We start from the raw sequence: 13,636 nt of genomic DNA, 5'->3' as shown, positions 1-13,636 counted from the left end.
GGCCCGTCATCGACTGCGGCGGCCGCCTTGCCAGATGCTGACGCCCGCGGCGAGGGCGGCCACGACCAAGCCCACCAGGGAGCCGATGAGGAAACGTGAGCGCGACTCCGCGGGCGCGAACGCGACCCAGGCGACGCAGACGGCGGTCCAGAAGCCGAAGTAGCAGGAGATGAAGACGTAGAAGCGTCTGCTCCAGAAGAAGCGCTTGGGCGGGATGCGCAGGTCCGCGTCCGGGCCGTGACTCGCGGCCTTCGGACGCTTGAAGTACTCGTCGCGGCCCACCGAATCGACCCGTTCGGCCTCCCAGCCCTCGTCGCCGTAGCGGTTGAGCATCCGCCGGTCCTGGAAGGCGTCGGCCGTCCGGCGCCAGGTCTCGTCCGACGGCTCCGGGGGCCGCCCGCCCTCGGACGGGACGAGCCGGGCGGCGAACTCCTCCGGCGTACCGAACTCGTCGTCCGGGTCCGCCCCGGACTCGGCGATGTAGGCGGCGAGGTCGTCGACCGTCCCCGCGACCTCCTCCTCCGGGACCCCGCTGTCGCGCAGCCGTCCTGCCAATTCGTCGAAGTAGGCGGTCGTCATCCGGGAGCTCCTCGGGCGAGCGTGTTGCGCACTGATTCGTCGAACTCAGGCCATAGTCCGCTCTGCTCGGCGAGCGTCGCGCGGCCCTTCTCGGTCAGGTGGTAGTAGCGGCGGCCCGAGCCCCTCGCCGGCGAGCTGCTTGGCGATCTCGTACCCGTGGCCCTCGCCGCCCGTCAGGCTAGCGAGCACCGGCAGGCGGCCGGAACCGGACGGCCCATAAACGGAACGATCACTCGGAATAGCGATAAAGATCTTGCGGTTGCAACTACTGTGCGAAAACCCGCGAGCCGGGTAGCACCCATGTCCACGCCCCATGGAGGTGAACCGTGCCGAGCAGCATCCCCAGGACCCGCAGCAACTCGCAGCGCGAACACGTGAAGACCACGTCGCTGCGCGCCCTCGTGGTCGCCGCGCGACTGGAACGCAATCACGCTCCGGAGGGTCCACCGGGCAACGAGAACGGCCGGGCGGAGCGCGGCGCGAAGCGCCGCTCCCCCGACCCGGCCTGACTCCCGCCCCAACTGCACCCACTCCCAGCCCACCCCCGCCTGACCCCGCCGGTCCGCTACGTATCCGACAGAGGCAGCAGACCCCGCAGCCCGGCCCCCGTTGCACCCGCAACGGGGGCCTCAGCGTTTCCAGACGTCCCGATGCGCCTCTACACGACCCCACCCGCCACGTCGAAGAGGGTGTGTACGGCGGCGCGCGCGCGTTCCCGTCCCAGGCTCTCGACCATCGCCGTGAGATGTTCCGCGCCGAGAACGGCCAGCAGCCCGTGCGCCGTGGCCTCCGCGTCGGGCACGGTCTGGTCGAGCAGGATCGTCAGGTGCCGGTGCCAGAAGCCATAGGCGCCGATGCGGTACCGCGCGCCCGGCGAAGCCGTTTCCGACATGCGGACCAGGGACAGATGATCCAGCACGTAGTCCAGGTACGCGTCGGCGAAGGCGTGCAGACGTTCGGACGCCCGGACGGCCGCGTCCCCACCCCCCGGGCCGAGCGGCGCCGGGCCGGACAGGATCGCGTTCTGCAAGTCACGTTCGCGTTCGTCGAGGAGGGCCACGGCCAGGCCCGCCTTGTCGCCGAACCGGCGGAAGAGGGTTCCCTTGCCGACGCCCGCCGCGGTCGCGACCGCGTCCATCGAGACCGACTCGACGCCGTGCCGGGCGAACAGGGCGGCGGCGGCTTCGAGCACCTTGGCGCGGTTGCGCGCGGCGTCCGCCCGCTCCTTGGGCGGCGGCGTCCGCATCAACTCCAGGTCGACGCGCCTCCCACCAGCCGGACCACGGTCCATCGCCGTCTCCTCCCACATCATTCGGACTGTAGTCCACTTAGCTTCGTGATGCCACCGCACTAGATCAACTACTTTGCGGAGCGCCTACCATCATCTGCCCATAGGCTGGTGCACGGTCTTGTCGACGAACCGGAAGCGACGGGGAGCGAGTGGTGTGACGGACAGGACGATGCCGGACGCCCTTCCACTGCGGTCGGGCGACCCGACCGAGCTGGGCGGGTACGAGATCCTGGGCCGCCTGGGAGAGGGCGGTCAGGGGTCGGTCTTCCTGGGCCGTCCGGCCGGTGTGAGCGAGTCCCTTCCCGCCACGGACCACGTCGCGATCAAGCTGCTGCACGGCGGGCTCGCCGGGGACGACTCCGCCCGCGCGCGCTTCGTCCGCGAGCTGGAGGTCGCCAAGCGCGTGGCGCGGTTCTGCACCGCCCAGGTCCTCGACGCCGACGTGGCGGGCGACCAGCCCTACATCGTCAGCGAATACGTCCCCGGCGCGACCTTGCACCATGTGGTGCGCACGGAAGGGCCTCGCACCGGCGGTGCCCTGGAACGGCTCGCCGTCAGCACACTCACCGCGCTCACGGCCATCCATCAGGCCGGGATCGTCCACCGCGACTTCAAACCGCACAACGTGGTGATGGGCCCGGACGGCCCGCGCGTCATCGACTTCGGCGTGGCGCGCGCGCTGGGCGCCGCCGGTGAGACGCAGAACGTCGGCACGCCCGCCTACATGGCGCCCGAGCATTTCACCGGCGGTGAGGTCAGCACGGCGTCCGACATGTTCGCCTGGGGCACGACCATGGTGTTCGCCGCCACGGGACGTCCCGCGTTCGGCAACGACGAGATGGCCACGGTCATGCACCGGATCCTGACCGGCGAGCCGGAACTCGGCGACCTGGCCGGCCCGATGCGCGCCCTGGTCTCGGCCTGCCTGGCCAAGGAGCCCGCGCACCGTCCGACCGCCCGCGAGGCCCAGGAACGCCTGGTGGGCGCGGGCGCCGGAACGTCGCCGGGCGCGTCGCCCGTCCAGCCGCTGCCCGCGTTCCCCGGGCTCCCGGCCGACCCACCGGCGGCCCAGCACACGCCACCCGGCACGCCCCTGGGCGCGGCGCCAGGCGCGCCGGGTTCGACGGATCCGCACGCCGCCCCGCACGCCATGGCCGGAGCGGTCCTCCCGCCCGACCACGTCACGGACCCGTCCACGCCCAAGCACAGGACGGCCCCGCAGCCCCCTCCCTTCGGCGACCAGCCGCCGCCCATCGGGCACCCCCAGGGTGCGCCCGGCATGCCGCCACCAGTCCCTCCTGGGCCGTCTCACGTCCACGGGCCGGGCGGCAAGAAGCGCGGCCGTCTCCTCCCCATCGCCGCGGCCGCCGCGGTGGCCGCCGTCATCGCGGGCGGCGCCGTGTGGGCCGCGACGAACCAGGGCGACAGCAAGGGAAATGACCAGCAGGTGGCCGCGTCCAATGACGACCGGGGCGCGCAGAGCGGTCCCGGCGCTTCGACCGGCCCCGGCGGTGACGCCCAGAACCCGGCGAACACGAAGCCAGGGCAGCCGAACGGCAACCGGAATCCCGCGGATCCGAACTCGTCCCAGAAGCCGGGCACTCCACCGGACGGGGGCTCCACGCCGTCGAAGGGCGGCGGCGGTGGAGGAACACCGCCCAAGGAGCCGCCTAACAAGTACACCCCGCAGCAGGTGTGCAACAGCGGCGGCCATGGGGGCGGCTACTACGTGCAACGCACCATGAGCGTTTCCGGTGGCACCGCCTACCTGCTGTACAACAGCTCCACCTACAACTGCGCCGTCACGATGAAGACCCGGAATGTCGGGACGAAATCCCCGGTGTCGACCTGGATCCAGAAACAGGGCGGCAGCACGATCTCCGACAGCGGGTCGTTCGCCTGGTACGCGGGGCCGGTGTACGTGAAGGCGCCCGGTGCCTGCGTCCGCTTCGGCGGCAACGGCCGTACGTCCTCCTACGGCAACTGCGGCTGATTCAGCGCGGCCACGCCAAAGGGACGCGCCAAAAGGAAAGGCCACCCTCGCACCGGGTGGCCTCTGCTCTGGCCGGGTGGCCTCTGCTCTGTTGGCGGACGGACGGGTCGACCTTCGGTTCCCCGGAGCCGACCCGTCGCGTTTCAACTGACCGCTAAGACGCTCGCCCTAGGTGGGAACTGTCCACCTGTAGCGTGGCAGGACGGAGGCCGTTCGGCGGTTTCTGACGTTTCAGTTACGGGACGTTTCAATTATGGGAGGCGATGAGATGGTCGAAGTCGCCGTCCTTTGCACCAAGGATGAGCGCTTCGATCTCGGGGCGGGTGTAGATGAGGGCCGGGCCCTCGGGATGACGAGAGTTGCGCATCGCCACCTGCCCGCCGGGCAGCTCGGCGATCTCGACGCAGTTCCCCTGGGAGTTGCTTCTCCGGGACTTCAACCAGCGGGCCCCTTGCAGGTCCGCGGCCGGCATCCCGTTGTCGTAATCGGTTTGGAGCATCATGTCTCTCTGAGAAAATCACCGAGAAGCTCGACGGTGCGTTCCGGGGTCGCACTGTCGACGCACAGGCGTTCCATCGCCTGCAGATAGGTGTCGACGTCGTCGCGCCTGTCCAGGTACATCGCGCCGGTGAGGTTCTCGACGTAAACCACGTCCGGCAGGTCCTGCTCGGGAAAGCGCAGGATCGTGAACGCGCCTCCCTCGGCGGCGTGGCCACCGAACCTGAACGGCATGATCTGGATGGTGACGTTGGGCAGCTTCGACATCTCGATGAGGTGTTCGAACTGGCCGCGCATCACCTCCGGGCCGCCGATGGGACGCTTCAGCGCCCCCTCGTCCACCACCGCCCACAGGCGCGGAGCTTCCGGGCCCGTCAGGCGTTCCTGCCGTCGCATGCGCAGTTCCACGCGCTGGTCGATCTCTTGTTCGGCGGCTCCGGCGTTGCCGAGGCGGATCACCGCACGCGCATACCCCTCCGACTGCAGCAGTCCCGGGACGAACTGCAGTTCATACGTGCGGATCAACGCCGCCGACTCTTCCAGGCCGACATAGGTCTGGAACCAGCCGGGCAACACGTCGTTGTACCGGTGCCACCAACCGGGAGTGTTGGCCTCCCGTGCCAGCTGCAGCAGCGCCTCGCGCTCGGTCTTGTCGCTAACGCCGTACAGCGAGAGGAGGTCGTCCACATCACGTTCTTTGAAGCTGACCCGTCCGAGCTCAAGGCGGCTGATCTTCGACTCCGACGCACGGATGACGTAGCCGGCGTCCTGACGGGTCACGCCCTTCTCCTCACGGAGACGGCGAAGCTGCGACCCGAGCAGGATGCGGCGAACCGTCGACCCGCTTCCCGGCGTCTCTGGAGTCACGCCCAACCTCCCGGCTATTCGGCGGACAGCGAACCTAGTGTGCCACTGGCCTCTGTGTCCTGCGGTTACCTCCGATCACTTGCGTGCGGTCCGCGTCGCCCCACACCCTCACAACGCAGATGCACGTGCATTGGGCCTTGCATTCGCACGCTACGATGCGCAGGATAACGCACGAGACTTCCAAGCCACGGCTGCACAACAAGATCATTTTGCGGGGTCCGGTTGGAATGACGTCACGCCACGCGCACGACGACACGCGGTGGGAGCTCGGCCCGGTCATCGGGCGGGCCGAGCCGCACGACCATGCCGCGCCGTCGGCTCCCGTCCCGGAGTCGTCCGACCTGCCCCCCGGACTGGACACGGCCGTCACGGCCCTGACCCAGCTGAAGGACTCCACGGTCTCGTTCACCGTCGAGCCCGATCCGGAATCGGTCACGGCGGCCCGGCATTTCGCCGTGTCTAGGCTCGTCGAATGGGACGTGCCCGAACTGGCCGACGACGTGGGGCTCGTCGTCTCGGAACTAGTCACGAACGCTTTGCGGCACAGCGGGGGGACGTCCTGCGGTCGGCCGGGCGACGACGTGCACCGCGAGGGCGTGTACGACGACCCGGCCGACCCGCTGGGCTCCGCGCCGCCGGCGATCAGGCTGCGGCTCAGCCACGAGCCGCCATGGCTGCTCTGCGGAATCATGGACGCGAGCGACGCCGCGCCGCGCCGCCGGGAGCCCGACTACATCGCCGAGACCGGACGCGGCCTGCACCTGGTGGAGTCCTTCAGCGCCCGGTGGGGCTGGCGCACCCTGCCCCAGGGAAAGGTGGTGTGGGCACTGTTCCGTGCCTCCTGAGCCGCGCGTAGCGGCGCGCCACAGGGGTAACAAAGAGTTCCCTACTCGGTCCACGAGGAGCCGATCGGCAGAGAGGAGCACCAGTGGACTTCGCCGTCGAGCACCGCGTCGAAAAGGGCCTCACGGTCGTGAAGATCAGCGGTGAGATCGACGTCTTCACCAGCCCCCGGCTGCGGGAAGCCCTGCTCGGCATCATCGACAACGGCGGCGCGCATCTGGTCATCGACCTCGGCGAGGTCACCTTCCTGGACTCCACGGGCCTCGGCGTGCTGGTCGGCATCTACCACCGGCTCCGCGCGCGCGACGGCTCGATGTCGTTCATGGGCGTCAACGACCGGGTACGCCGCGTCTTCCACGTCACCCAGCTCACCAAGATCTTCGTCCTGCACCGCTCTCTGGAGGACGCGATAGCGGCGCACGAGTCCGCCTCCTCCTCCTGACCTGCCACCCCGCGTTTCTGACCCGCCTCCCCTGCGTTTGCTCCCCAACCCCGCCTCGGCTCCCGAGCCGTCCATACCGGACCGCCCGCCCCAGCCGCCGGGTCCTGCGGCCGCCTGCTCCCCCGGCCGCGCCGCTCCTTCCGGCCCAGGTCTTGTCCGCATTTGCCAGTTCTTGGATGGCTTTGTTCACCCCGGTTATCCACAGTTCGAGCGGACGCTCCCGCGGTCACGAGTACCCGGTACGGTGAAGACCGAGATCAAGCCCGCCGCCTGGGCACGTCCCTCCGACGCGCGCGGTGCTGTCCGCCAGCCGACCCATCGAACGGACGGGAGCGCTCCGTGGCAGAACAGCCGCTGCATGAGCACACGCTCGGCAATGGCCTGCGCGTGGTGGTCTGCGAGGACCACGTCGTACCACTGGCCGCCGTGAACATCTGGTACGGAGTGGGTTCGCGGCACGAACGGGCCGGCCGGACGGGCCTCGCCCACCTCTTCGAGCACCTGATGTTCCAGGGCTCGGCGAACGTCGCGGAGGGCGAGCACGCGGCGCTGCTGGAGAGCGCGGGCGCCGCGTTCAACGCCAGCACCTCGTTCGAGCGCACGAACTACTACGAGACGGTGCCGGTCAGCCACCTGGAGCTCGCGCTCTGGCTGGAGGCCGACCGGATGGGCACGCTGCCCGCCGCGCTCACCCAGGCCAACCTCGACAACCAGCGCGACGTGGTGAAGAACGAGCGCCGCCAACGCTACGACAACCAGCCCTACGGGACGGCCTTCGAGCGGCTGTGCGCGCTGACCTTCCCCGAGAAGCACCCGTACGCGCACACGCCGATCGGCTCCATGGAAGACCTCGACGCCACCACCCTCGAAGACTGCGCCGACTTCTTCGCCACCTGGTACGCGCCGGGCAACGCCGTCCTGTCCGTCGTCGGCGACGTCGACCCCGAGGCGACCCTGGCGGCGGTCGAACGCTACTTCGGCGGCCTCCCCGCGGGCCCGGCGAAGCCGCCCGCGCGTCCCGGCGAGCTCGGCCCGCTGTCCGGCGTCCGCGAGGAGGCCCTTGACGAGGAGGTCCCCTCCCCCGCCTACTTCGCGATGTTCACGCTGCCCACCGACGGCGGCGACGACGTCGAGGCCGCCGAGCTCGCGGTCGAGATCCTCGGCGGCGGCTCCGGCTCCCGCCTCTACGACCGGATGGTGCGGCGCGACGAGATCGCCACCGAGGTGTGGGCGGGGGTGACCCGGCTGGCGTCCGGCCCGTCCCTCGCGATCGTGGACGCGATCGGGCCGGAACCGGACAAGATCGCCGCCGTGCTCGACGAGGAGCTCGAACGGTTCGCCGCCGACGGCCCGGACGCCGACGAGGCCGCCCGCGCCACCGCGCAGGCCGAGCGGGGCTTCCTGGAGCAGACCGAGACCGTCACGGGCCTCGCCAACGCGCTCTCGCAGAACGCCACGCAGTTCGACGACCCGGCCCGGGTCTTCACCGCCCCCGGCCGCGCCGCCGCCGTCACCGGGGACGCGATCAAGGAGATGGCGGGCCGCTGGCTCGCGCCGGGCGGCCGCACCGCCCTGACCTACGGAGGCGACTCATGACCAGCGGCCTGGACCTGCAGCCCCGGCCTGTCCCGGGTCCCGTCCCGGCGTGGGCGTTCCCGGACTCCACCGCGGGCCGCGTCCCGGCCGGGCCGGGCACCCTCCGCTGCGACCTGCCCGGGCGGCGGCTCGCCGCGGTCCGGCTCGTCCTGCACGCGGGCGCGGGCCGCGAGCCCGCCGACCTCGACGGCGTCGCGACGCTCGCGGCACGCGCGCTGATGGAGGGCACCGAGCCCGGCGGCGGCACCGCGCTGACCGCCGCGTTCGAGCGGCTCGGCGCCAGCCTGTACGCCGCCGCCGACCTGACCGCCCTGCGCGTCGCGCTGGACGTCCCGGTGACGCGGCTCGACGCGGCCCTTGAGCTGTTCTCCGCCGTGGTCCGGCGCCCCGCGCTGGACGACGCCGACATCCGCCGCCTCGTCCGCGAACGCCTGGAAGAGATCGCGCAGGAGGACGCCGACCCCGGGTCCCGCGCCATGCGCGAGCTCCGCGCGGTGATGTTCCCCGCGCGGGCCCGGGCGTCCCGCCCCACCGGCGGCACCCGGACCTCGGTCGATGCGCTCCAGGGCTCCGACGTCCGCGCCTTCTACGGCTCCGTGGTCCCCGCTGAGGCCACCGCCGTCGTCGCGGGCGACCTGTCGGGGGCCGCCGCCGACACGGCGCTCACAGCCGCGCTGGAAGGCTGGGCCAACACCGGTGAGCCGCTGCCCACCGCCGACCGGATCATGCCGGAGTCGGCCGCCAGGATCGTCGTCGTCGACCGTCCGGGCTCGGTGCAGACGTACCTCAGCTTCGGGCACGGCGTACCCGACCGCTCGCACCACGACTGGCCGTCCCTGATGGTCGCGTCGCACGTGCTCGGCGGCGGGCTGACGTCCCGGCTCAACGCGGTGCTGCGCGAGGAGAAGGGCTACACCTACGGCATGCGGGCCGGTCTGCTGCGGATCCGGCACTGCGGCCTGTTCATCGCGCAGGGCGCCGTCCACACCGAGGTCACCGCCGACGCCGTCACCGACGCGCTGACGGAGCTGCGCGGCATCGTGTCCCGCGGCATCGACGCGGAGGAGCACGGCTCGTCCGTCCGCGCGCTGGCCGACCGGGCGCCCGCCGAGTACGAGACGGCCCGCGCCGTGGCCGCCGAACTCGCCGACGTGTCCGCCAACGGCCTGGGCGCCGACTACCCCAGCGCCTACCTGGCCGCCGTCCGCGCCTCCACCCCGGACGGCGTCGCCCACGCCTACCGCAAGCACATCGACCCCGAAGCGCTGACCATCATCGCCGTAGGGGACGCCGCCCAAATCCGCGAACCCCTGGAAAACCTCGGCTACGCCCCCGTCACCGTGACCGCCAAGGAGTAGAACTCCCCGCGCCCCGTACCGTTCACCCGGTCCACGGACCCGACAAACGTTCAGGTTGGACGAAATAGGCCCGGTGATCCGCTTTACGGGGCGAACCGATGGCATGGTGGACTAGGTCTAAACGAGCGTTGGCCGGGTTCGGTCGGACTTGGTCCGGAACGCGCGGGCTGACATTCGCGGGGAACGTCCTCGCGGTCGGAAGAGGGGAACGGCCGGTGGCCTACGGGCAGATGGCGGGCGGCGGGCCGTCCGTCGACACGATCCTGTCGGAGCCGAACTGCAAGCCCGGCGGCGTCGTGGCGGGCAAGGTCCACTTGCGCGGCGGGGCCGGGCCCGTGGAGATCCGGCACGTGACGCTGGCGCTGATGCCGCGCATGCAGAACGGCTACGGCGGCGAGACCGCGGGGCCCGAGGTGTACCGGGGCGCCCTCACGCGCGGGTTCCGGCTGGACGCCGCGCAGCAGCGCGACCTGGCGTTCTCCATCCCGCTGCCGTACGAGCTGCCGTTCACCACCGTCCTCGGCCACGAGCTGCCCGGCTTCACGATCGGGATGTGCACCGAGGTCGACGCCAAAGGACAGCCCGATCCCGGCGACGTCGACCCCATCTCCGTGGAGCCGCTGGAGTCGCAGCAGTGGGTGCTCGCCGCGATCGCCAAGCTCGGCTTCCAGATCACGAACGTCACGTTCGAGTCGTCCAAGCTGCGGGGCGTCTCCCAGCAGCTCCCGTTCCACCAGGAGATCCACCTCAACCCGCCGACGTCGTACCAGGGACGGATCGACAAGGTCGGGCTGAGCTTCGTCGCCAGCCCGCGCAGCATGGCGTTCGTGCTGCGCGCCGAAGACCGCGAGCGCCCGTCGGACGAGTCGTTCGGCGTCTTCCAGGTCCCGCACGCCGAGGCCGCCGAGACCGACTGGAACGCCAAGATCAACCAGTGGCTGGAGGCCGCGGCGGCGTTGCCTCGCTCGTCCCGTCCCGGCGCTTCCGGCGGCGGGGGCGTCCACGGCGGCGCCCCGACCCCGCCTCCGGGGCAGGCGCCGCTGCCCCCTCCCGGTGGGCCCTCGCACTTCCCGCCACCGCCGCCGGGACCGTCACCGGCGCAGCCCGCCGCCGCGGCCTATGGCGGGCCCGGCGAGTACGGCCACGGCAACGCGCAGTTCCCGCCACCCGCACCCGCGCCCGGCCAGGCCCCCGCCCCCTTGCACAGCCCAGCCCACACACCTCCCCCGCCCGGTCCCGGGCACGCACCACCCCCGCCCGGTCCCGGCCACGCACCACCCCTGCCCGGTCCAGGCCACGCACCACCCCCGCCCGGCCCGGGCCACGCGCCTCCGGCCGGCCCAGGTCATGCGGCTCCCCCGCATGGCCCAGGCCCCGGCTACCAGCCGGGCCCGTCGCACAGCCCAGGCGGCCAAGGCTTTCCGCCGCCGCCTCCGGGCGTCGCACCAGCTCATTCGCCCATGCCCGGGCACGGCGGGCCGCCACCACCGCCCGGCCACAACCCGCCCGGCCACGGGCCGCCCATCGGGCCGCCGCCGCCAGCGCCGGGTGGTCCCGCGCCGTACGGGCCGCCAGGGCATGCCGGTCCGCCTCCGCCCGCTCCGGCGGGTCCCGGGCCCTACCCGCCCGCGGCGCCCGGCCATGTGGGTCCGCCGCCCATGCACGTCCATCACGGTTCGCCGGGCCACCGCGGCCACCATGGACACGGCGTCGCCGCCGCGGGCCTGGTCGGCGGGGCGGCCGCGGCGGGGATCGCGGGAGGCATGGCCGTCGGCGCGGTGGGCGACGCGGCAGGCTACGCCGGGAACGTGGCCGGTTACATAGCCGGCCAGCCCGTGGACGCGTTCGGCAACGCCATCGCGGGATACGCGGGCCAGGCCGCCGGTCAGATCGCCGGGAACGTGGCCGCGGACGTCGCCGGCGGCGTCGCGGGCGAAGTGGCCGGAGGGATCGCGGGCGGCGCCGCCGAAATCCTCGGCGGCCTGCTAGGCGGCCTGTTCGGCTGACCACGCCCGTTCCACAGCAGCACGCCCGCGGAACAGCTCCCGCAGGACGCGGGACTGCGGAACAGAACGTCCGTGGAACAGAGCGTCGTAGGGCGGGCCCCGGCGAACGGAGCGCCCGCGGAGCCGGGCGGCTGTGGGACGGAGTGCCACGGTGGCCGGTACTTCCCAGGTGGGGGTGTTCCTCGTCGGGGAGTCTCCCCGCGGAATCGGCCGGTTGGAAAATGCCGGGCCTTTTGGACGAGATCCGCCGCGCTCTCGGCCAAGCGGCCCGCGGATGGTTATCGTCGTGACCATGACCACCGTGATCCTGGTCCTGATCTGCCTTGCGATCGGCGGACGCGAGCTGTACCTGGCGTCCGACAAGCGGCTCCCTCGCGCGCAGGCGGAGCTGCGCGAACTGCGCAACCAGGTGTCCGAGCTGGCGCGGCGCCACGAGGCGCTCACGGCGGTGGTGGACGAGGCGACGGAGCCCGCCGGAATCCCCATCCCGCCGCCCCCGCAGCAGCAGCCCGAGGCGCCGCCCACCGAGGTCCTCGACAGGCTCGACTCCCTCACCGGAAGGGTGGAGCGGCTGGAGAAGGAGTTCGGCGACATCTCCGGCGAGCTCGCGGGCGTCGATCTCGACCGCGACGCGCAGCACGCCCTGGCCCGTTCGCTGGACGCGGTGGAGCGGGACGTCCTGGAACTGCACCGGGAGATGCTCGACCGCCTCGACCGCGAGGAGGGCGTCGTCACGGGCGTCGTGCTCAGCGAGGAGGGCGAGGCCGAGGCGCTGCTCGCCGACGCGTACGAGCGGTGCGCCGCCGAGTACGGGCTGCGCGTCCGCGTCCGCGACGGGCGTTCCGCGCAGGCCACGGGCGCCTACCGCGGGACGGTCTACCACCTTTCCGGACGCCGCCCGGAGGTGCTCGCGGAGGACCTGCTCTCCTACGTCCGCGGCCTGTACGACCCGCGCGACTCGTCCGCCCTCAACGCGCTGCTCACCGAGCTGGCGGCGCTGCGCGGCGGCGGTGTCGTCCGGTTCGGCCCGTTCACCGCGGTGGCCACGCCGAGCGCGCTGGTCTGCGGCGTCCTCCCGGACGACGGCGCGCCGCCGACCGAGCCGTGGCAGCTCGTGGACGGCCTCCGCGAGCTTCCCGCCGACCGGCAGAGCGACCTGTCCTGGCTGCGCGCCGACGACTGATCAGGGGCGGACGAACCGCGGGGCGCCCTCCGTCCGGTCCACGCCGAACGCGAGCAGGCACCGGGGCACCCGGGCCGCGTCGATCTGCAGGCACAGCCCGAGCCCGAGGTCGGGGTCGACGAGGACCACCCGCCGCAGCGCCCACAGCGCGCTCCGGACCCGGGCCCGCGTCTCCGGGCGCGCCACCTCGTGCAGCGTCCCGGTGACCACCTGGTCGGCGTACCGCCACAGCGCCGCCGAGTCCAGCACCCGGACGCCCGCCGACGCCAGGTTCGCGACGATCACGACGCCGCTGTCGTCGTCCTCCGCCGCGGACGGCGCCGGCACCGCCGCGCCCTGACCCGGCATGTCGCGCGGCGCCCGCGGCCCGCCCACCGCGCGGTGGTACCGCAGCGGATCGAGCGTGTCGATGACGAACGCCCCGGCGTACGGCTTCGACGCCCGTGGCGGCCCCGCCCGTCCACCCAGCGGGGCCCGGACGGCCCGCGCCCTCAGGTGGGCGCTGAGGTCGAACACCATCCCGGCGTCGTCCAGCCACACCGGGACGCCGAGTTTGGCGGCCGCCTTCCGGTCGACGGCGTCCATCGTGCGCCACAGCTCGTCGGTCTGGCGCGAAAGCGTCGCCGCCATGCCCAGGCCGGGGAACGCCCCTTCCAGGACGGCGAGCGTGGCCCGCCACGTGGTGCTGCTCACGAACTCGGCGACGAACGCGTCCGCCAGCGCTTTGCGCCGTCCGGGATCCGACATCGGCCCTGGTCGCGGGGGCGCGTCCTGTGGGGTCGCCCAGCGCGGCCCAGGCACGGTCACGTCCGGCCTGGTCATGGACGGCGGCTCGGCCGCCAGCCCCTTCCCTGGCAGGAAGGGTTCGTCGTCATTCCGTTCGTGGCGGCCTGGCGTTGCGCCGGGGAAGTCCCGGCCCGCTTCGTGCCGTCCCCACGAGGGCGGGGTCTCCGACGACGATGGCGTCGGCGTTCCGGCAG

13 protein-coding genes are annotated in these 13,636 nt (G+C 72.4%); 8 read left to right on the top strand and 5 right to left on the bottom strand.

Translation table 11 applies throughout. The features are described from left to right. Positions 1-6: 6 nt before the first annotated feature. Entirely contained in the window at positions 7-579 is a 573-nt protein-coding gene (locus ACH34T_RS25580; RefSeq protein ID WP_396023454.1) for a hypothetical protein, read from the bottom strand. A 326-nt stretch (positions 580-905) separates the two neighbouring features. Here ACH34T_RS25580 and ACH34T_RS25575 point away from each other — a divergent pair, with 326 nt between their 5' ends. Then, entirely contained in the window at positions 906-1,088 is a 183-nt protein-coding gene (locus ACH34T_RS25575; protein WP_396023453.1) for a hypothetical protein, read from the top strand. A 149-nt stretch (positions 1,089-1,237) separates the two neighbouring features. Here the strand turns inward: ACH34T_RS25575 and ACH34T_RS25570 are convergent, their stop codons facing one another. Then, positions 1,238-1,870: a TetR/AcrR family transcriptional regulator gene (locus ACH34T_RS25570; RefSeq protein ID WP_396023452.1), complete on the bottom strand. Its 633-nt coding sequence runs from the start codon at positions 1,868-1,870 to the stop codon at positions 1,238-1,240. Between the two features lie 154 nt (positions 1,871-2,024). Between ACH34T_RS25570 and ACH34T_RS25565 the strand changes: the two genes are divergently transcribed. Beyond that, positions 2,025-3,863 (top strand): serine/threonine protein kinase, encoded by a 1,839-nt coding sequence (locus ACH34T_RS25565; RefSeq protein WP_396023451.1) that lies wholly within the window; start codon positions 2,025-2,027, stop codon positions 3,861-3,863. A gap of 247 nt (positions 3,864-4,110) precedes the next feature. On the opposite strand, the gene ACH34T_RS25560 is transcribed toward ACH34T_RS25565, so the two are convergent. Both ACH34T_RS25560 and ACH34T_RS25555 read right to left on the bottom strand, forming a co-directional pair. Beyond that, positions 4,111-4,362 carry a DUF397 domain-containing protein gene (locus ACH34T_RS25560; RefSeq protein ID WP_396023450.1) on the bottom strand — a complete coding sequence of 84 codons (252 nt, stop codon included), beginning with the start codon at positions 4,360-4,362 and terminating at the stop codon, positions 4,111-4,113. Continuing rightward, entirely contained in the window at positions 4,362-5,183 is an 822-nt protein-coding gene (locus ACH34T_RS25555) for a helix-turn-helix domain-containing protein (RefSeq protein ID WP_396023518.1), read from the bottom strand. The genes ACH34T_RS25560 and ACH34T_RS25555 overlap by 1 nt, the downstream gene beginning before the upstream one ends. Before the next feature lie 272 nt (positions 5,184-5,455). Between ACH34T_RS25555 and ACH34T_RS25550 the strand changes: the two genes are divergently transcribed. The 6 genes from ACH34T_RS25550 to ACH34T_RS25525 all read left to right on the top strand — a co-directional run bounded on the left by ACH34T_RS25550 (position 5,456) and on the right by ACH34T_RS25525 (position 12,656). Further along, positions 5,456-6,073 (top strand): ATP-binding protein, encoded by a 618-nt coding sequence (locus ACH34T_RS25550; protein ID WP_396023449.1) that lies wholly within the window; start codon positions 5,456-5,458, stop codon positions 6,071-6,073. Between the two features lie 83 nt (positions 6,074-6,156). Beyond that, positions 6,157-6,513 carry an STAS domain-containing protein gene (locus ACH34T_RS25545; RefSeq protein WP_132181698.1) on the top strand — a complete coding sequence of 119 codons (357 nt, stop codon included), beginning with the start codon at positions 6,157-6,159 and terminating at the stop codon, positions 6,511-6,513. A 339-nt stretch (positions 6,514-6,852) separates the two neighbouring features. Continuing rightward, entirely contained in the window at positions 6,853-8,109 is a 1,257-nt protein-coding gene (locus tag ACH34T_RS25540) for a M16 family metallopeptidase (protein WP_396023448.1), read from the top strand. Next, positions 8,106-9,467 (top strand): M16 family metallopeptidase, encoded by a 1,362-nt coding sequence (locus ACH34T_RS25535; RefSeq protein WP_396023447.1) that lies wholly within the window; start codon positions 8,106-8,108, stop codon positions 9,465-9,467. Before ACH34T_RS25540 ends, ACH34T_RS25535 begins: the two co-directional genes overlap by 4 nt. A gap of 215 nt (positions 9,468-9,682) precedes the next feature. Then, positions 9,683-11,473: a sporulation protein gene (locus ACH34T_RS25530; RefSeq protein WP_396023446.1), complete on the top strand. Its 1,791-nt coding sequence runs from the start codon at positions 9,683-9,685 to the stop codon at positions 11,471-11,473. 292 nt (positions 11,474-11,765) lie between these two features. Then, positions 11,766-12,656 carry a hypothetical protein gene (locus ACH34T_RS25525; protein WP_396023445.1) on the top strand — a complete coding sequence of 297 codons (891 nt, stop codon included), beginning with the start codon at positions 11,766-11,768 and terminating at the stop codon, positions 12,654-12,656. Here the strand turns inward: ACH34T_RS25525 and ACH34T_RS25520 are convergent, their stop codons facing one another. Then, positions 12,657-13,478 (bottom strand): hypothetical protein, encoded by an 822-nt coding sequence (locus ACH34T_RS25520; protein WP_396023444.1) that lies wholly within the window; start codon positions 13,476-13,478, stop codon positions 12,657-12,659. Positions 13,479-13,636 lie beyond the last annotated feature (158 nt).

The sequence above is a fragment of the Actinomadura sp. 9N215 genome, from assembly GCF_044326345.1.
Classification (GTDB): Bacteria; Actinomycetota; Actinomycetes; order Streptosporangiales; family Streptosporangiaceae; genus Spirillospora.
Note: the sequence above shows the minus strand (reverse complement) of the source record. Positions and strands in the feature narration are given on the sequence as shown.